General features: G+C 37.9%; 11 protein-coding genes. 7 read left to right on the forward strand and 4 right to left on the reverse strand.

Annotation, left to right across the window (positions count from 1 at the left end; all coding sequences use genetic code 11):
* Positions 1-15 precede the first annotated feature (15 nt).
* Entirely contained in the window at positions 16-684 is a 669-nt protein-coding gene (locus ACQ334_RS03940; protein ID WP_430986867.1) for an SGNH/GDSL hydrolase family protein, read from the forward strand.
* Here ACQ334_RS03940 and tyrS read toward each other — a convergent pair.
* Positions 681-1961: a tyrosine--tRNA ligase gene (tyrS, locus tag ACQ334_RS03945; RefSeq protein ID WP_430986868.1), complete on the reverse strand. Its 1281-nt coding sequence runs from the start codon at positions 1959-1961 to the stop codon at positions 681-683. The two genes, ACQ334_RS03940 and tyrS, sit on opposite strands and share 4 nt — an antisense overlap.
* Positions 1962-2328: 367 nt before the next feature.
* Between tyrS and ACQ334_RS03950 the strand changes: the two genes are divergently transcribed.
* From ACQ334_RS03950 to hscA, 4 genes are all read left to right on the forward strand, one after another.
* Complete coding sequence (locus tag ACQ334_RS03950; protein WP_430986869.1) at positions 2329-7407, forward strand: C25 family cysteine peptidase; 5079 nt, start codon at positions 2329-2331, stop codon at positions 7405-7407.
* 201 nt (positions 7408-7608) lie between these two features.
* Positions 7609-8715, forward strand: coding sequence for a PorV/PorQ family protein (locus ACQ334_RS03955; protein ID WP_430986870.1), 1107 nt, complete (start codon positions 7609-7611; stop codon positions 8713-8715).
* Between the two features lie 12 nt (positions 8716-8727).
* Positions 8728-13788 carry a C25 family cysteine peptidase gene (locus ACQ334_RS03960; RefSeq protein ID WP_430986871.1) on the forward strand — a complete coding sequence of 1687 codons (5061 nt, stop codon included), beginning with the start codon at positions 8728-8730 and terminating at the stop codon, positions 13786-13788.
* An 81-nt stretch (positions 13789-13869) separates the two neighbouring features.
* Positions 13870-15711, forward strand: a complete 1842-nt coding sequence (hscA, locus tag ACQ334_RS03965) for a Fe-S protein assembly chaperone HscA (protein WP_430986872.1) — start codon at positions 13870-13872, stop codon at positions 15709-15711.
* Here the strand turns inward: hscA and ACQ334_RS03970 are convergent.
* Positions 15665-17629 carry a hypothetical protein gene (locus ACQ334_RS03970; RefSeq protein ID WP_430986873.1) on the reverse strand — a complete coding sequence of 655 codons (1965 nt, stop codon included), beginning with the start codon at positions 17627-17629 and terminating at the stop codon, positions 15665-15667. The genes hscA and ACQ334_RS03970 overlap by 47 nt on opposite strands.
* Positions 17630-17806: 177 nt before the next feature.
* Between ACQ334_RS03970 and ACQ334_RS03975 the strand changes: the two genes are divergently transcribed.
* Positions 17807-18505 carry a class I SAM-dependent methyltransferase gene (locus ACQ334_RS03975; RefSeq protein ID WP_430986874.1) on the forward strand — a complete coding sequence of 233 codons (699 nt, stop codon included), beginning with the start codon at positions 17807-17809 and terminating at the stop codon, positions 18503-18505.
* Between the two features lie 3 nt (positions 18506-18508).
* Here the strand turns inward: ACQ334_RS03975 and ACQ334_RS03980 are convergent, their stop codons facing one another.
* Complete coding sequence (locus ACQ334_RS03980) at positions 18509-19435, reverse strand: glycosyltransferase family 2 protein (protein ID WP_430986875.1); 927 nt, start codon at positions 19433-19435, stop codon at positions 18509-18511.
* Between the two features lie 95 nt (positions 19436-19530).
* On the opposite strand from ACQ334_RS03980, the gene ACQ334_RS03985 reads away from it, so the two are divergent.
* Positions 19531-20358: a class I SAM-dependent methyltransferase gene (locus ACQ334_RS03985; RefSeq protein WP_430986876.1), complete on the forward strand. Its 828-nt coding sequence runs from the start codon at positions 19531-19533 to the stop codon at positions 20356-20358.
* Here ACQ334_RS03985 and ACQ334_RS03990 read toward each other — a convergent pair.
* Positions 20342-20929 carry a riboflavin synthase gene (locus ACQ334_RS03990; RefSeq protein ID WP_430986877.1) on the reverse strand — a complete coding sequence of 196 codons (588 nt, stop codon included), beginning with the start codon at positions 20927-20929 and terminating at the stop codon, positions 20342-20344. The genes ACQ334_RS03985 and ACQ334_RS03990 overlap by 17 nt on opposite strands.
* Positions 20930-21097 lie beyond the last annotated feature (168 nt).

Below are 21097 nucleotides of genomic sequence, written 5' to 3' on the forward strand. Positions count from 1 at the left end.
TTTCAATTGATTGTTATGAAAAAATTGTTCGCTGTTTTATTTACTTTATCAATGCTTGCATTTATGCCCAAACAAAAAAAACAACGTGTCGTTTTCTTTGGCGATTCTATTACGCAGGCTGGCGCAAATCCCGGCGGGTACATTATGCGTATAGATAGCATGTGTAACCTGGAAGGCAAAAAAGCAGATTACGAATTTATAGGTGCAGGCATCGGCGGTAATAAAGTGTACGATCTGTATTTACGCATGGAAGAAGATGTGCTGGCGAAAAATCCGGATATGGTTTTTATTTATGTGGGAGTGAATGATGTATGGCATAAAGCTACTTCCGGCACAGGTACCGATGCGGATAAGTTTGAAAAATTTTACCAGGCCATCATTAAAAAATTAAAAGATAAAAATATAAAAGTGGTGTTGTGCACGCCTGCAACAATTGGTGAGAAGAATGACTTCAGCAATCCACAGGATGGCGATTTAAATCAATACAGCAAGATCATCCGTGACCTGGCCGCAAAAAATAGCTTACCTGTAGTGGACCTGCGTAAATTATTTTTAGCGTATAATCTCACCAACAACCCGGAGAATAAAACCAAGGGCATTCTTACTACAGACGGAGTGCACCTGAATGCAAAAGGCAACCAGTTAGTAGCTGATGAAATGTGGAAGCTGATAAAAGGTAATTAAACCGCTTTCACCAGGTAATAGTTTTTCTTTCCTTTTTGTAATAAAAGGTATTTGCTGTGCAACAGTAAAGCAGTTTCTATTTTAGTATCAATGCTTTCAATTTTTTTCCGGTTGATACTAACGCCACCGCCCTGTACATTTTTTCTTGCTTCGCCTTTGCTGGGGAAAATATTGGTTTCTGCTAAAAAAGAAACGATATCAATTCCGGTGCTGATCTTATCTGCACTGTAATCTATTTTCACAATGCCTTCCATATTATTCAGGTCATCTTCACTTAAATCTTCTGCAGATGCATTCTGATTGGCAAATAATTTTTCAGTGGTTTCTATGGCCTTATTGTATTCTTCTTCTCCATGTACAAAAACGGTAATTTCTTTAGCCAGCGTTTTTTGCAAAATTCTTTTGGATGCATCCTGGTGATGTGCTGCAATTAAATCATCAATAGTTTTTTGATCTAAAAAAGTAAATATTTTTATCCATCCTTCCGCATCAATATCATTGGCATTTAACCAGAACTGGTAAAATTGAAATGGGGTTGTCTTATTGGCATCCAGCCAGATATTTCCTTTTTCTGTTTTACCAAACTTGCCACCGTCTGCTTTTTTTATCAACGGGCAGGTAAAGGCAAATGCTTCGCCGCCATCTTTTCTTCTTATCAGTTCGGTACCTGTAACAATATTGCCCCACTGGTCGCTGCCGCCCATTTGTAATTTGCAATTCTTGTTTTTATACAGCCAGTAAAAATCGTAGCCCTGTACCAGCTGGTAAGTAAATTCTGTAAAGCTCATACCATTCTCGCCTTCCAGCCTTTTCTTCACACTGTCTTTTGCCATCATGTAGTTTACGGTGATGTGCTTGCCGGTATCCCTGATAAAATCTAAAAAAGAAATATTTTTAAACCAATCGTAGTTATTAGCCATTTCAGCTGCATTAGGTTTGCTGGCATCAAAATCTAAAAACTTTTCCAACTGTGCTTTTACGCAGGCTACATTGTGGTTCAATATATCTTCACTTAATAAATTGCGTTCTTCACTTTTACCACTCGGGTCGCCCACCATACCGGTGGCACCGCCTACCAAAGCAACAGGTTTATGTCCTGCCTTTTGTAAATGAATTAATAAGAGAATGGGTACCAGGCTGCCAATATGCAGACTGTCTGCGGTGGGGTCAAAGCCAATATAAGCCGTGGTCATTTCCTTTGCCAGCTGTTCTTTTGTGCCGGGCATAATGTCCTGTATCATGCCCCTCCATTGTAATTCTGCTATCAGATCCTGCATAAAAATTATTTAAAGCCTGTTTTTTGGCAAAATTGCTTATAAAAAATGATAAAACCACATCTTCACATCCAATAGAATAAATTACTGGTAAAAGCATCTATTTTTTATGTCACAGCGTCTTTAAAATGACAATAACTATTATTTCTGTAAAAAAGGATAGTTATTGCTGTTGAAAAGCAATACCAGCAAATAAAAAGAGCAGGTTTGTTATTGAGGTAATTGAGCAATGGCCTGCTTTTTTAGCCATCATTACAAAATTTTTTGACGTATTTTTAATGCAGACTTTACCGGCAGCTGAATACTGAACTTTTTAGTTGCATACACCATTCAGCCAGTTGAAAATAAAATACATCACAAAGGACCAGTTATGAAAAAATCTTTACTTACTGTAGTTCTTTTATTGATCATTGCAACGGGTTATGGTCAATTGAACAATAATTGGATCGACTATAATAAAACCTATTATAAGTTTAAGATCACCCGGGACACACTTTGTCGTTTGTATCAGCCTGCTTTGGCAGCTATCGGGCTTGGCAGTACACCTGCGCAAAACTTTCAGCTGTGGCGCAATGGCCAGCAGGTAAGGTTATACACTTCCGTTACTACAGGTACATTGGGAGCTACGGATTTTATTGAATTTTGGGGAGAGATGAATGATGGCAAGCCGGATAAATTTTTGTACCGTGATACGAGCTCACAACCGGATGATAAATACAGCCTGTTCTCTGATACAGCTACCTATTTTTTAACCGTTAATACCACCGGTGCAAATTTGCGTTATGTGCAAACTGCTAACCCGGTGGCAGGCAATGTGTTGCCTGCAGATGCTTATTTTATGCGGAGGGTACAAACACATTTTAAAGATCAGATCAACAGGGGAATGGCCGCAGATTTTGGTGAATATGTTTATTCCGCTGCGTTTGATTTAGGTGAAGGTTGGTCTACCGGTGATATAGCTCCCGCCAGTGTATTTACCAATACTATCAACGGGCTTAATAAATATACTGCAGGGCCTGCCAACAGCGTTACTTTTACATTGTCTGCTTTCGGTAATGCCTTATATACAAGAGACCTTGGAGCAAAAATTAACGGCACCAACGTTTGGGCTGTACCCAATCCTATCCCTAATTTTTCCTACCATAAAGACACGGTGAGGAATTTACCCTTGTCAATTTTGTCAAGCCCTTCATCATTACAGGTAGATATACAAGCACTTAATTCTTCCAATGCATCCGTTGATCGCATTGTAGCTTCCTGTTTTTCGGTAACCTATCCGGCTACATTTGATTTTAATAATGAAAAGAATTTTTATTTTGAATTAGCGCCATCTGCAACTGGCAACTATGTAGTGATAAATAATTTTAATAATAATGGGGTGCAGCCAATATTATATGATATCAATAATGGCAGAAGATACCTGGGTGATATCAGTACTGCCGGCCAGGTAAAATTTGTATTGCCTGCTTCTTCAGATGCGGTTAGGAGATTTAATTTGATCAGCCAGGACGCAACTAATGTGTATACCATTGCTGCATTAACAACAAAAACTTTTTTAAATATCACTGCTACTGCCAACCAGGGTGATTATATTATTATCAGTAATCCCGTATTGTATAACAATGGCAGTGGTACAAATTATGTAGACCAGTACAGGCAATACAGAAGTTCGGCTACCGGTGGAGGTTATACTGCTAAAGTGTATGATATTAATGAACTGACTGATCAGTTTGGTTTTGGTATCAGTAAACATCCTGCAGCAATAAGAGATTTTATCCGCTATGCTAATCAGCAATTTGGAGTTAAACCAAAATTTGTGTTTTTAATAGGGCGTGCAGTTGCATATAATGAGTATAAAGTTAACCAGGCCGATCCTGCAGCCGACAAACTTAATTTAGTGCCCACTTTCGGCTGGCCTGCTTCTGATGTACTTTTAGTGAGTGAGCCAGGCACTGTACTACCAATAGTTCCCGTGGGAAGGATTGGTGCTGTTACAGGAAACGAAGTTGGTAATTACCTCGAAAAAATGAAACAATATGAGCAGGCACAAATGTCAACCATTCAAACCATTGCCGAAAAAGCGTGGATGAAAAATATCATCCATATTGCCGGAGGTGCCAGTGATGCTGAAAGTGCAAGTTTTGTTTCTGATTTCAGTGCTTACCAAAGAGTAGCAGAAGATACTTTATTCGGTGCCCGTGTGGAGACCTTTATTAAGTCTGGCTCTGGCCCGGTGCAGCAGGCCAGCAGTGCTTTTATTGAACAATTATTTAAAGAAGGTTTAAGCTTTATCGGTTATTTCGGGCATTCATCAGCCAGTACACTGGCATTCAATCTAAGCAGCCCGGAAATTTATGAGAACCAGGGCAAATATCCCTTTATAAATGTTAGTGGCTGCAGTGCCGGTAACTACTTTAATTTCGACCCCACCCGTTTAGCAGGTAATACATCATTATCTGAAAAATATACTTTTGCAAGCCAGAAGGGTAGTATCGGTTTTTTTGCAGATACACATCTGGGTGTTGAACCTTACCTTGATCATTACAATAACTATTTTTATAAAGAATTCTGTATAAATAATTATGGTGGCACAGTGGGCGACCAGATGAAAAAAACTGTGCAGAATGTACTTAACAATCCACCGCCAATTGATCTGTCTCCGGGCTACTTTAATACAAGATTACACCTGGAAGAGTTGTCATTACAGGGTGACCCGGCCTTGCGTATAAACTGGCATAGTAAACCGGATTACATTGTAGAAGAGCAACTGATAAAAATAAGCCCTTCTGTTATCACTGTTGCAGATCCTTCTTTTAACCTGAATGTAAAGATGCTGAATATAGGAACAGCCATTAATGATACTATGAGGGTTACAGTTAAACGTAAACTACCCAATGATACTATCCAGGTATTATTCAACCAGCGTATCCCTGCAACTAGGTATAGTGATTCTGTTGTGTTACCTGCTGTTCATATAAATCCTCTTACCGATAAAGGCCTGAATAAAATAATCGTAACGCTGGATGTAGATAATAAGGTGAGCGAACTTTCTGAGTCCAACAATACTGCCGAAAAAGAATTCTTTATTTATGAAGATGAATTACGCCCGGTATATCCCTATAATTTTTCTATCGTAAATCAGCAAAACATCACATTTACTGCCAGTACTGCCAATCCATTAGTACTGCAAAGGCAGTATGCAATGGAAGTTGATACTACAGAGTTGTTTAATTCGGCATTTAAGAAAACATATACTGCATCAGGTAATGGCGGCGTAATTGAATTTAAGCCTTCTAACCTGACCTTTACTGATAGCACCGTATATTATTGGAGAACATCAATGGTGCCAATCGGGTCAGCGGCTCCTATATGGAATACTTATTCGTTTACTTACCTGGCTTCGGGCACTGCTGGCTTTAATCAATCGCATTATTACCAATATTTAAAAAATGATTACAATAATATTGATTACTTAACCAGCAGAATATTTGACTTTAAAACCACTGCAAAAACAATTGCCTTTAACGCAGGGATATATCCATATTATGCAGGTGCAGATATTAATGTACAACTGGATAATAATATCATAGAGAAATATGGCTGTAAATATGGCTCATTGCAATTTTATGTATTTGATTCAAAAACACTGGAACCCTGGCAAAATTATCCTGTAAACCCGGGTTCCGGAAGATTTGGCAGCTGGTCGCCGGCTTGTGATGTATCTCATGAAGGCGCAACCCGTAGATTTTTTGAATTCCCGTATACAGACCCTGCTTACAGGAAAAAAGCGATGGATTTTATAGACAGCATTCCCGATGGCATGTATGTAGGTATTAACAACCTGGGATGGACACCGAATACAACATTTGTTGCCGATTGGCAGGCAGATCCTGCACCTAATCTTTACCAGAAATTAAAAAGCCAGGGCTTGAATAAAATTGACAGCTTTTACAGAAACATACCTTTTGTATTGTTTTTCCAAAAAGGACCAACAGGTTTTGTTCCTGTGCAGGATATGGGCGCTACTGCCGATGCCTTTATTGCAGAATCAATATTACTAAATGCAAAAGCTATTGCAGGTACTATCGCATCCCCGGTTTTGGGACCTGCAAAAGCATGGGGCCAGTTCCATTACAGGGGGAAAAATATAGAAACGATAAGTACTGATTCTATAAATTTTCAAATTATAGGAGTAACACCCACGGGAGCTGAAGCAACAATATTTACATTAGATTCAACTAAGCATGATTTTGATATATCATCGGTGAGTGCAACTCAATATCCATATTTGAAATTAAAAATGTTTACTAAAGACAGCGCTAATGCAACGCCTTATCAATTACGTTACTGGAGGGTAAATTATACACCCGTGCCTGAAGGTGTCATTGCACCCAATATTTTGTTTAGCATGAAAGATACTGTAGAGCAAGGTGAAGTAATTGATTTTAAAGTAGCTTTCAAAAATATCAGTCCTGCTGCATTTGATAGTGCTATGAAATTTAAATTTACCATTACCGACAATAATAATTTGCCGCACCAGATCAACCTGGCCAAAGGGAAGATTCTGATTGCCGGGGATACACTTTCTGTGCAATATAAAATTGAGACAAAAGACTATCCGGGCAACAATACTTTATTCATTGATGTAAATCCGAATAACGATCAACCTGAACAATCGCATTTTAATAATGTATTGTTTAAAGATTTTTATGTGAGGCCGGATAATTATAACCCATTGCTGGATGTAACTTTTGATGGGGTACACATTTTAAACAGTGATATTGTTGCTGCAAAGCCACATATCTATATAAAGCTTAAAGACGAAAGCCGTTTTATGGCTATTACCGATACAGCTTCATTAAAAGTGCAGGTTCGTTATCCCGATAACACTTTACATAATTACAACTTTGGAGATACCATGCGTTTTAATCCTGCCAATCTTGCCAGCGGTGAAAACAGTGCCAGCATCGACTTTACACCTTATTTTCCGATTGATGGTGATTATGAATTGATTGTTTCGGGAAAAGATGCGGTAGGCAATAAAGCCGGTGCACTGGAATATCATGTAATGTTTAGTGTGATCAACAAACCCATGATATCAAACCTGCTGAATTATCCTAATCCATTCACTACCTCAACAGCCTTTGTGTTTACAATAACGGGTAGCGAACTGCCACAAAATATACGCATACAAATATTAACCATCACCGGAAAAGTAGTACGTGAAATCACCAAAGATGAATTAGGCCCTATTCACATCGGAAGAAATATCACCGATTTTAAATGGGATGGTACCGATACTTATGGACAAAAATTAGCGAATGGAGTGTACTTGTACAGGGTATTGACCAATTTAAATGGACAGTCATTAGAAAAATACAAAGGAAAAGATGACAGAACCGACCAATACTTCAATAAAGGGTACGGTAAAATGGTGATCATAAGGTAAGCTGCCAAATTTCTAAGCTCTTAAAGCATCCATTTAGTGAGAAAGAGAGTCTTTAAAGCGACAGTAATAATTGCTGAAATATATTGTATTTGATAGCTATATATTGGTTAATTTTATTTCCGATATTAGCACAATTTACCAAGTATTATTACGTTTTAGTTGATAATATCCTATAAAATTCTGAATAACCCCTAACATATTATGAGAAAATGTACAAAAACAGGCTTGCTATTGTTCTTGCTATGGCCGGCTGTAAGTTTTGCTCAGTTTAGAAAATACTCCAACGAATTTTTAAACATTGGGGCAGGTGCAAGGGGACTTGCTATGGGTAGTGCGCAGGTAGCTTCGGCTAATGATGCCACTGCCGGCTACTGGAATCCTGCAGGCCTTGTAGGGGTAAAAGATAATCCCAATTTAAATTTAATGCACGCCGAATATTTTGCAGGCATTGCAAAATATGATTACGCCGCTTTGGCAATTCCCATCAATGATAATAAAAGAACTATTGGTGTTTCAGTTTTGCGTTTTGCAGTAGATGACATACCTAATACACTTTACCTGGTAGAACCTGATGGTAGCATTAACTACAATAACATAAAAACTTTTTCCTCGGCCGACTGGGCATTTTTATTATCCTTTGCCCAAAATATAAAAACCTCCGAACATAAAAATATCAGCTTTGGTGCCAATGCTAAAGTGATCTACCGTAAAGTGGGCACATTTGCTACTGCATGGGGATTTGGTCTTGATGCTGGTATACAAATGCATGGCAAAAGAGGCCATTTTGGTATTGTTGCAAAAGATCTTACTACTACATTTAATGCCTGGTCCTTCCATTTTACTGATAAAGAAAAAGAAGTTTTATACCTTACCAATAACGAAATACCTGTTAAATCAACAGAGCTTACTGCACCACGACTTGCCATTGGCGGCGGTTACAATTTTAAGATCAGCAATGGATTTCACCTGATGGCCGAAGGCAATGTAGATGTAACTTTTGATGGTAAAAGAAATACGGTATTCAGCACAGATCCTGTAAGCATTGATCCGCACCTCGGTTTGGAGGCGAATATTAAAGATGTGTTTTTTGTAAGAGGTGGTATCACCAATTTTCAAAAAGCCCTTGCAGATGGCGATACACTGAACCAGAAAAAAGTATGGATCTATCAGCCCAGTGTTGGTGCAGGCTTTAAAATAAAAAACGTAATGCTTGATTATGCATTTACCAATCTTGCCAATCAATCCAATCCTTTGTATACCCATATATTTTCTTTACGCATCAACCTGGTGAAAAAAGAAAATCAATAAAATGCAATTTTTATGAAGAAAATTTTATTTACTTTATTTGTAATGACGCTTGCTTTTGCAGGCTTTTCGCAATTAAATAACAGCTGGATAGACTATAATAAAACCTATTATAAGTTCAAGATCACTAAGGACACACTTTGCCGTTTGTATCAACCTCAATTGGCAGCAGCCGGCCTTGGCAGCACCCCTGCACAAAACTTTCAACTCTGGCGCAATGGCCAGCAGGTAAGAATATATACCTCTGTAGCAACCGGCACTTTAGGCGCATCAGATTTTATAGAGTTCTGGGGGCAAATGAATGATGGCCGTCCAGATAAGACTTTGTACAGGGATGCTGATTTTCAGCTGGATGATAAATACAGTTTGTTTACAGATACCGCCACTTATTATCTTACTGTAAATAGTATCAGTGCAAATTTACGTTATGTGCAAACTGCCAATCCTGTTGCCGGTAACGTATTGCCTGCAGATGCCTATTTTATGAGAAGGGTGGAAGCTCACTACAGGGACCAGATTAACAGGGGATATGCAGCTATATTGGGCGAAAGTGTATACTCGGCAGCGTTTGATATGGGTGAAGGCTGGGCAAGCAGCGATATTAATTCCTGCTGTGCATTAAGTAATGTGATAACAGGGATTAATAAATATGCAGCAGGGCCAGCTAATAGTGTAACCTTTACCGTATCAGCTTTTGGTAATGCATTATATACAAGAAACCTGGGTGGAAAATTAAATGGTATAGTGGCTTTACCTGCTGTAAATCCAATGCCTTATTTTTCTTATCATAAGGATACCGTTAGAAATCTTCCTTTGTCGATACTTACCAGCCCAACATTTGTTGCTGTAAGTATCAAGCCCGAAAATTCATCAAATACTGCCAACGATCGTATTGTTGTACCCACCTTTTCGGTAACCTATCCGGCTACATTTAATTTTAATAATGAAAAGAGTTTCTATTTTGAATTAGCGGCCTCGGCAACAGGCAACTACCTGGTAATAAATAATTTTAATAATAACGGCATTGAGCCAATATTGTATGATATGAATAATGGCAGAAGATATCTTGGAGATATCAGCACTGCCGGCCAGGTAAAATTTGTGTTGCCGGCTTCTTCAGACGCTGTTCGCAAATTTAATCTTATCAGCCAGGATGCGGCTAATATTTATACTGTAGGGGCATTATCTGCAAAAACTTTTTTAAATATTACTGCTGCGGCCAATCAGGGTGATTATATCATTATCAGTAACCCGGTTTTATATAATAATGGCAGCGGTGTAAATTATGTAGACCAATACAAACAATATAGAAACTCTGCGGCTGGCGGAGGATACAATGCAAAAGTGTATAGTATAGATGAACTTACTGAACAATTTGGTTTTGGTATCAATAAGCATCCTGCAGCAATACGGGATTTTATCCGCTATGCTAATCAGCAGTTTTCCGTTAAACCAAAATTTGTTTTTTTAATTGGCAGGGCAGTTACTTACCTGGAGTACAAGGCAAACCAGGCTGATCCTGCAGCCGATAAACTTAACTTAGTACCCACTTTTGGCTGGCCTGCATCGGATGTGCTGTTAGTAAGTGAGCCGGGTACTGTGGTGCCTATCGTTCCTATTGGAAGAATTGGTGCAATTTCAGGAAATGAAGTAGGCAACTATCTTGAAAAAATGAAACAATATGAGTTGGCTCAAAAGTCTACCATTCAAACATTGGCAGAAAAAGCATGGATGAAAAACATTGTCCATATTTCAGGAGGTGCTGATAGTACAGAAACAGCAAGTTTTTCGGCTCATTTACATCAATATGAGTTGGTAGCAGAAGATACTTTGTTTGGTGCAAATGTGGAATCCTTTGCCAAATCAGGTTCTGGTTCGGTACAGGAAGCCAGCAGTGCAAGGATTGATCAGTTATTTAAAGAAGGGTTAAGTTTTATTACTTATTTCGGCCACTCTTCGGCAAGCACATTGGCATTTAACCTTAGTAATCCTGAGATATACCAGAACCAGGGTAAATATCCATTTATAAATGTAAGTGGTTGCAGTGCCGGTAACTTTTTTAATTTCGATCCAACCCGTGTGGCAGGTAATATGTCATTGTCAGAAAAATATATTTTCTCTCCTCAAAAAGGAAGTATTGCATTTTTAGCCGATACACATTTTGGTATTGAACCTTTCCTTAATTATTACAATACCAATTTTTACGATGAATTCTGCAGGCTGAATTATGGTGGCACTGTAGGTGATCAGCTTAAACAGGTTAACCAGGTTGTGGGGGTTAATCCCCAGGCACTGGATTATTATACCAGGATACACCTGGAAGAATTAGCGTTGCAGGGAGATCCGGCATTAAGGCTGAATTCCCATACAAAACCTGATTATATAATTGAAGAACAGTTGATCAAAATAAACCCTTCTATTATTACTGTTGCCGATCCCAGCTTTAATCTTAATGTTAAAATGCTGAATATAGGAATGGCAATTAATGATTCTATAAGGGTTACGGTTAAACGCAAATTGCCTAACGATAGCGTTAATGTTTTATTCAACCAGGTTATTTCTGCAATGAAATACAGCGATTCAATAGTTATGGTGGTTCCCATCAATCCGCTTACAGATAAAGGGCTGAATAAAATAATAGTGACCCTTGATGTAGATAATAAGGTTAGTGAACTTTCCGAATCTAATAATGGCGCTGAAAAGGAATTTTATATTTATGAAGATGAATTGCGCCCGGTATACCCTTATAATTTCTCTATCGTAAATCAGCAAAATATAACTTTTACCGGTAGTACTGCTAACCCATTGGTAGAACAGCGGCAGTATGTGATGGAAATTGATACGACTGAAACATTTAATTCTTCTTTTAAGAAGACATACAACGTATCTGGTAGTGGGGGCGTAGTTGAATTTAAGCCTTCTAACCTAACCTTTACAGATAGCACCGTATACTATTGGAGAACATCAATGGTACCAATCGGGTCAGCGGCTCCTATATGGAATACTTATTCCTTTACTTACCTGGCTTCAGGTAGTGTAGGATTTAATCAATCTCACTATTACCAGTTTTTAAAAGATAATTATAACAGTATTGATTATTTAAACAACCGGTTGTTTGATTTTAAAACCACCACCAAAACAATTGCCTTTAACTCAGGTATATACCCATCTTACGTGGGGTCTGATATTAACGTACAAATTGAGAATGTAACTATAGAAAAATATGGCTGTAAATATGGTTCATTGCAATTTTATGTATTTGATCCAAAAACATTGGAGCCATGGCAAAACTACGCTGTTAGTCCTGGTGTAGGAAGATTTGGTAGCTGGTCACCAGCATGCGATGTGTCTCATGAAGGTCCAAACCGCAGGTTCTTCGAATTCCCGTACACAGATCCGGCATACAGGAAAAAAGCAATGGATTTTATAGACAGCATTCCCGATGGTATGTATGTAGGTATTAATAACCTGGGATGGACACCGAATACAACCTTTGTTGCCGATTGGAAGGCCGACCCTGCTCCTAATCTTTACCAGAAATTAAAAAGCCAGGGACTAAATAAAATTGATAGCTTTTATAAAAATATACCGTTTGTAATGTTCTTTAAAAAAGGGTCCGGCAGTTTTGTACCTGTGCAGAATATGGGTGCAGCAGCTGATACTTATATTGCAGAATCTGTTTTATTAGGTACCAAATCTATCGCAGGTACAATTACATCACCGGTTTTTGGCCCGGCTAAATCATGGAGCCAGTTCCATTACAGGGGAAACAGCATAGAAGCAGTAAATGCCGACTCAATTAATTTTCAGATCATAGGGATAACACCTTCCGGTACTGAAGCCACGGTATTTACATTAGATTCCACTAAGCATGATTTTGATATATCATCTGTTAACGCAACGCAGTATCCATATCTTAAATTGAAAATGTATTCTGAAGACAGAACTAATGCAACGCCTTACCAATTGCGCTACTGGAGGTTGAATTACACTCCTGTTCCGGAAGGTACTATTGCACCTAATATTTTGTTCAATATGAAAGATACTGTTGAGCAAGGTGAAGTGATTGATTTTAAGGTAGCTTTCAAAAATATCAGCCCTGCAGCATTTGATAGTGCGATGAAATTTAAATTTACCATCACTGATAATAACAACCTGCCGCACCTGATCAATTTACCAAAAGGTAAAATCCTGGTTGCCGGTGATACATTAACAGTGCGCTATAAAATTGATACCAAAGATTATCCTGGTAACAATACCTTGTTTGTAGATGTTAATCCGAATAATGACCAGCAGGAACAATCGCATTTTAATAATGTATTGTTTAAAGATTTTTATGTGAAGCCTGATAATTATAACCCATTGCTGGATGTTACGTTTGACGGAGTACATATTCTCAACAAAGATATAGTGGCCGCTAAACCGCATATCTATGTAAAACTTAAGGATGAAAGTCATTTCATGGCATTAAATGATACAGGATCACTTAAAGTGCAGGTGCGTTATCCTGATAATACTTTGCACAACTATAATTTTGGAGATACCATGCGTTTTAACCCTGCCAATCTTGCCAGTGGTGAAAATAGCGCCAGCATTGATTTTACACCTTACTTCCCCCAGGACGGCGATTACGAATTGATTGTATCAGGAAAAGATGTGGTGGGCAATAAAGCTGGTGCATTGGAATATCACATTATGTTTAGTGTGATCAATAAACCGATGATATCAAACCTGCTGAACTATCCTAATCCATTCACTACCTCAACAGCCTTTGTATTTACCGTAACCGGCAGCGAAGTGCCGCAGAATATGAGGATACAGATATTAACCATCAGCGGTAAAGTAGTGAGAGAAATCACCAAAGATCAATTAGGCCCTATCCATATTGGAAGAAATATCACCGATTTTAAATGGGATGGTACCGATACTTATGGACAAAAATTAGCCAACGGTGTTTACCTGTACAGGGTGTTGACTAATTTAAACGGACAATCATTAGAGAAGTATAAAGAAAAAGGTGATAAAACCGACCAGTTCTTTAATAAAGGATATGGTAAAATGGTGATCATAAGGTAGAGAAGAGAGAATATAAAATATTACTTCAGGCTGTCTTAACGGACAGCCTTTTTTATTTGCTAACTTTGCAAAAAAAATTACATGGCTAAAATAGCTATCAATATAGCAACGGGAAGTTTACAACAAGATGAAATGATTGTGGGTATAGATTTGGGCACCACCAACAGCCTGGTGGCTATCATTCACCCGGAAAGTAAAAACCCCGTGGCACTAAAAGAACATAATGCCAGCTCATTAGTACCCTCGGTCATTCATTTTGGAAGCAGCGGAGAACTGGTGGTAGGTGATGAGGCAAAGCAATACCTGGTAACAGACCCTGCCCATACTATCTTTTCTGCTAAAAGGCTGATGGGGAAGACCTATAATGATGTTGCCGGTAATGCATCATCATTGGCCTATAAAATTATTGACGATGAAGGAAGATTAGTGAAAGTACAGGTGGATGATAGATTCTATTCTCCAGTAGATCTATCCGCACTTATTTTAAAGGAATTAAAAGTTAAGGCGGAGCATATTTTAAAAACTACTGTAGGTAAAGCTGTAATTACAGTGCCGGCATATTTTAATGATGCCCAGCGCCAGGCTACAAGGGATGCAGGAAAACTGGCAGGCCTTGATGTTTTGCGCATAATTAATGAACCCACTGCAGCAAGTTTAGCCTACGGCTTTGGTATAAAAAAAGATGAAGCAAAAACAATTGCAGTGTACGATTTAGGTGGTGGTACTTTTGATATTTCCATCTTAACAATTAACGATGGCATATTTGAAGTGTTGGCTACTAATGGCGATACTTTTTTAGGAGGTGATGACCTGGATATGGCTGTAGTAAATTACTGGGTAGGTAAAAATACTTTTGCAGAAGATAAAAATGAAACAAAACAACAACTGCGTTTAAAAGCCGAAGAGGCAAAAAAATATTTATCGGCTAATGATGTTTTTACAGGCACATTTCAAAATGAAAATATAAGTCTTACAAAAGATGAATTTGAAACGATTATTAAACCCATTATCGATAAAACAATAACCTGTTGCGGTAATGCTTTAAAAGATTCCGGCTTAACCAAAAAAGAAATTGACGAAGTAATAATGGTAGGTGGAAGCACAAGAACCCCATTGGTTAAAAAAATGGTGAGTGATTTCTTTGGCAAACAGGTAAACGATACAGTTAATCCTGATGAAGTAGTGGCGTTGGGTGCTGCAATACAAGCCGATATTTTAGCCGGTAATACCAAAGATCTTTTATTGCTTGATGTTACGCCGCTTTCGCTGGGATTAGAAACGATGGGAGGATTGATGGATGTTTTATTGCCCAGGAATTCTAAGATACCTGCAAAAGCTGCAAGGCAATACACTACTTACAAGGATGGACAAAGTGGAATGAAGATAGCCGTTTACCAGGGTGAAAGAGATATGGTACAGGATAACCGCAAGCTGGCAGAGTTTAATCTTTCCGGGATACCGGGAATGCCTGCAGGTCTCCCAAAAGTGGAAGTGAGTTTTTTGATAAATGCAGATGGTATACTGGTGGTAAAAGCAAAAGAATTACGCAGCGGTATTGAGCAGGCTATACAGGTAAAACCACAGTATGAATTAACTGATGAAGACGTGGAAAAAATGTTGCTGGATTCTATGCAGAATGCAGAAAAAGATATTGCTACAAGAGCGTTAGTAGAGGCAAGAACAGAAGGAGAGCAATTGCTGGAGACAACAGAAAAATTTATTCAGAAAAATATTGCAGCATTAACACCGGAAGAAATTACTGCAACTTCATTGGCGATGCAGGCTTTGCAACTGTCACTTGATATGCAGGATAAAAATTTAATTCAGGCAAAAACAGAAGAATTAAACGCCATTTCCAGGCCTTATGCAGAACGTATTATGGATCAGTCTGTATCGTTGGCGATGAAGGGAAAGGCGGTTTAGTTTTTAGCACCAGCAGCAGTATACAATATAACACCAATGCCGACAAACTAATCAGCATTGACCATTTAATAAAATAAGGCTCAAAGCTGAAGGTGATTTCGCTCTGCCCCTTATTTACAGGCGCACTCATAAAATTAATTCCAAAACTACCGACCGTGTTTTTTTGATTACCGGTTTTATAATACCAATGCGGATATAAATTTTGTTTCAATACAATTACAGAAGCACTATCAGCATTGGTATGTATTGAAATACTGTTTGGAGAAAACGCACCAACCGAAATACTCTTCAAAGATGAATCACTGCCAAAAACAAAAGGCTTATCTGTAAAAATTTCATTCGGTGCAGCTAATCCTTTCTCAAAATAAGTTTTCATGTTTTTTAAAACAATGGGGTAAGCTACTTCTTGCCTGGTACCAATTTGTTTATTATACATACTCCAGTCGCCAACTAAGCCTCTCTCTGCTGTGCTTAAAGTATCGTTTTGTAATAAAGATTGCAAAGCAGGAATGGGAATGCCTTTTGGTGATTTGTTGAGCACTGCCTGTACCTGCGCTACAGAAGCTTTACCTACACCGGTAAACGGAATATTAAGCAGGCAGGCTAATATCATATCTGCCACTACAATTTTTTTAAGCAGGTTATACTTATTTAATTTCAATGACCGGCTTATGGCCCATAAAATAAATAATTGCAGTATGCTTTGTATCCAGATGGTGTCATAAAAACTGATAGTATCAATAAGTGTTTTCAATTTCATTGCAAAGCCGGTTTCACTCAACACTTTTTTAAATTGAAATACAATACTGTTATCAGTAGAAAATGCATTGTACATCCCATAGATAGCGCAGGCCAATAAAATTGACCCGATGAATAAGATCAGCCATTTTATCTTGTTTGCAGATTCGTTCTTGTTTTGTATAAACTTGTTTAATTGTATGGCGGCGATAATAATAAAGCATAGTATGGCAAATATCCTGAACTCTCCGTTCAACCTGACGTATCCAATAAACGGAATAAATTTATAAGCAAAAGTTTTAAAAATACCGCCGGAAGATAATAGTGCAAAAATTATTCCTGTGATCAAAAGAAATTTTTGCCAGCTATCTTTTTTGCTGATGATCGCTAAAAGAAAAAATAATAAAAGCACAACACTGAAATAGCTGTTACGCATACTGGGGTCAGTATTGTAAAAGCTATCATTTTTAACCGTCGCAAAAGGTAGCAAAGCACTGATCCAGCTTTGCAGGTTAGCAGGGTTTGAAAGAGAATCGGCAAGGCTTATTTTTTCTCCTCTTACAAAGTAAGGCAGCATATCAAAATACCCTGCAAGCATACCGGTGCTTAAAATTAAAAGCAGCAACAGTAATAAACCGTTTGCTTTGCCAATGTTTGTAATTCTTGTTTTTAATGAATGGCCATTTTTATTTTTAAAGAAATGAAAAACCAATACTGCCGCAAAAAAATACACTGCACAAATTGTAATGCCAGGATGTGCCGAAGAAACCAGCATGTAAAAAAATAAGGCTGCTGCAATCGCTTTTTTAAAAGAAAAATTGTTTAGTAATTGCAGGTAACTCCAGAAGCACCAGGGTAAAAAAGCAGCGCCGCTAAGCCAGTTAAAATGCTGCAGGTGCCCGGTGGTATAACCACAGCACATAAAAGCAATACCTGCAATAATTCGTACCGGCTTATCTAATTTCCACAAACCGGTAAGGGTGTACATGCCAATGCCACCGAGTAATATGTACAACAATACTTCAAGCGTAAGCGTATAAGCATTGTAGCCGATAGTGCTTGCTATTAACCAGGTGACAGGGCTCCAGTAACCACTGCTCATATCACCATATTGCGGTATACCAAAATTGATATAAGGATTCCATAGCGGCAGATGGCCGGCATGTATACTTTCACTCATAAAAAATTTAGGTGGAAAGTATCCGTTAAAAGCATCATTCTTTAAAAAAAACAGGAATGAGGAAACCGGCAAAAAGGCAAGAACTAAAACAATAATAAAAAACAGGATAGTATTTAGCGAAAGCCTGTTTGAATTTGCGTAAACTTGCATGGAATAAAAATACACTATTCTTAAAAAATGAGTGAAAGAACTTTTGATGATTTTGATGACTATGCAAAAGATTACAGGGCTGTGCATACGGAAAATGTAAAATTATCCGGTGCCGACAGTTTTTATTTTGCAGCAATGAAAGTGCAATTGCTGCAGCAGTTTGAAAAAAATAGTACTTTAAAAATACTGGATATTGGTTGCGGTGATGGTGCAACAGAATTATTTATGCAACAATATTTTCCTCAGTGGCTGGTAGAAGGTATTGATGTTTCGGAAAAAAGCATTGCAGAAGCCAAAGCAAAGAATATAATCAACAGCAGGTTTAGTGTTTATAATGGCACACAAATTCCTTTTGAGGATAATAGTTTTGATACTGTTTTTATAGCAGGCGTTTTACATCATGTTGATTTTGATTTGCACCCAATAATAATGCAGGAGATTTTCAGGGTGTTAAAACCTGGCGGCAGATTGTATCTTTTTGAACATAATCCATTAAACCCGGTAACCAAACATCTTGTAAATACCTGTGTGTTTGATAAGGATGCAAAACTATTGCGTAATAATTATACCAAAAGACTGATTAAAAAAAGCGGACTTACAATCGGCCATAATAAATTCATCATCTTTTTTCCACGAAAAGGCTTGCTGAGTAAATTTATTTTTTTAGAAAAATACCTGCAATGGCTGCCTTTGGGTGGGCAATATTTTATCCGGGCCTGTAAATAAAATTTATTCCGTTTCAGGAAAGTTTACTTTTTTATTAACCAGGTATAGCGGCCGGTTTTTTGTTTCTGTAAATAAACTGGCGATGTATTCTCCTAATAAGCCGATGGCTAATAATTGCGTACCCCCTAAAAACATTACTGCTATAATTAAAGATGCCCAACCGGGAATGGTGTTGCCCTGGAAATAAGCTACTAAAGCAAAAATACCAAAACCAAAAGCTGCCAGTGAGATCAGGCTGCCAATAAGCAATGCTATCCTGAGGGGTTTAAAGCTAAAAGAAGTAGTACCTTTTAAAGCAAGCTTAAGCATCTTACCAAAAGAATATTTTGTAGTGCCATATTTTCTTGCAGGCGCATCAAATGAAATGGTAGCAGTTTTAAAACCTATCCAGCTAAACAGGCCTCTTAAAAAAAGCTCTCTTTCTTTAAATTGTAAAACACTTTTCAGCACTTTACTGTTGAAGGCTTTAAAGTCTGCAACATTAGCTTCTATTTTTGTATCCGAAATAAAATTGATAAAACGATAAAAGACAGCAGCCAGTATTTTTTTAAACAGCCCGATATTTTCGGTGGAATTTCTTTTGGTACTCACAAGGTCATATCCTTCATCTAATTTATCCAGCATTGCCGTAATTAAGGCAGGAGGGTGTTGCAGGTCTCCATCCATAATGATAATGGTGTCGCCGGCAGCATGGTTCATTCCTGCCATCAAAGCATTCTGGTGGCCAAAATTCCTGCTTAGCGAAATGCATTTGTAGCGCCTGTCAGTTGTTGCAATGGCTTCAATGGCCGTTAATGTTGCATCAGTGCTGCCATCATCAACAAAAATTACTTCGTACTCAACTTTGCAATGCATGCCTAATTCAGCATAAAGCGGTGCAATATTTTCCGCTTCATTATAAACAGGAATGATGATACTAAGCAATTTCATTGTTTAAGTTTGTAACTTGAAGATAAATTTAAAAGTAGAGATAAATTTTATATTTCCTGCAATCTGCTTTAAATAAAATCAATGCACAAGATAAAATGAACTTTAAAAAATATCTGAGCAGTTTTATACGTAAGACAAATCTTGCCAAAGTTGCTGATAAAATACGTTTCTATATACAATACAGCAGCAATTATTTTGCTAATAAAAAATTTGCGGCGCAAAACCCGGCAGCAAAATTTCCACCACCTTATTTTTTGTATGAAACCTATGAGATTAATTATAAAAGCTATTATGAAGATGGTTTTATAACCGCATCAGAAATCGTGGCGCTTTTTCAATCTCATTTAAATTTTAATGAAGCCGGGAAAAAATTACTCGACTGGGGTTGCGGTCCCGGCAGAGTGGTGAGGCATTTGCCTGGGATATTAAAAGATGCACATCCGGTTTATGGCTGCGACTATAATGAAGCATACATTAACTGGTGCAGTAAAAATCTTACCAATATTTCATTTGTAAAAAACGAACTGGGGCCGCCTGTTTTATTGATGAGTGATTATTTTGATGGCATCTACGGGCTCTCTATCATAACGCATCTTTCACTTAAGAATCATATAAGCTGGATCGCTGAATTACAAAGAATATTAAAACCGGGAGGACTATTGCTCATTACTTCACAAGGCAATCAGTTTAAAGAAAAATTGCTGCAGCACGAACTGGATATGTTTAATGCCGGAGAATTGGTAGTGAGGGATACTGAACATGAAGGGCACAGGGTGTATGCAGCTTTTCAGCCGGAAGCTTTTATGAAAATAGTATTAAAAGATTTTACCCTGCTGCGGTTTATACCGGGCGGTAGCAAAGAAAGCATTCATGGATTACAGGATACCTGGCTGGTACAAAAACCTTTTATTTCAATTGCATAAACCGGTGTACATATTTTCCTACCATATCAAATTCAATATTTACCTTATCGTCTTTTTTTAAAGTATTGATATTGGTATGATGATATGTATAAGGGATAATTGCTACCGTAAAAGTATTGACGCCTACATTAAAAATGGTAAGGCTGGTACCGTTTAAACTGATAGAACCTTTTTCTATAACCAAATGCCCGAACGCCTCAGGAAAAGTGAAAGTATATTCCCAGCTACCATCTTTTTCAACTATTTGGCTACAGCTGCCCACCGTATCCACATGTCCCTGCACAATGTGCCCGTCCAGCCGGCCATTCATTTGCATGCAGCGCTCTAAATTTACCACTGCCCCGTTATGCAATTGTCCCAGGTTGGTCTTTAAAAGGGTTTCTTCAATGGCGGTAACCCGGTGCATGCCATCTTTTATTTCTTCTATTGTAAGGCAAACCCCGCTGTGGCTAAGGCTTTGGTCGATTTTTAAATCATTGGAAAGAGGAGAACTTATCCAGAAAGTTTTGTTAGTGCCACTGATCTCAATAGCTTCAACGATGCCCGTATTTTCAATTATTCCTGTAAACATGCCTCAAATTTCGGAATTTGTGAGTACATCGAAATCACATTTCAAATATTAATAGCAGAAACTTATTTTATTGATAAATGGCTCGAAATAAAATTTCCATGTACAAGATTGCCTTTTTTTAAATATTTCTGCTATCTTTGCGACCCTGCTTTAAATAGAGGCAGCATT

The organism is Ferruginibacter sp. SUN106, from assembly GCF_050611765.1.
Taxonomy (GTDB): domain Bacteria; phylum Bacteroidota; class Bacteroidia; order Chitinophagales; family Chitinophagaceae; genus Ferruginibacter.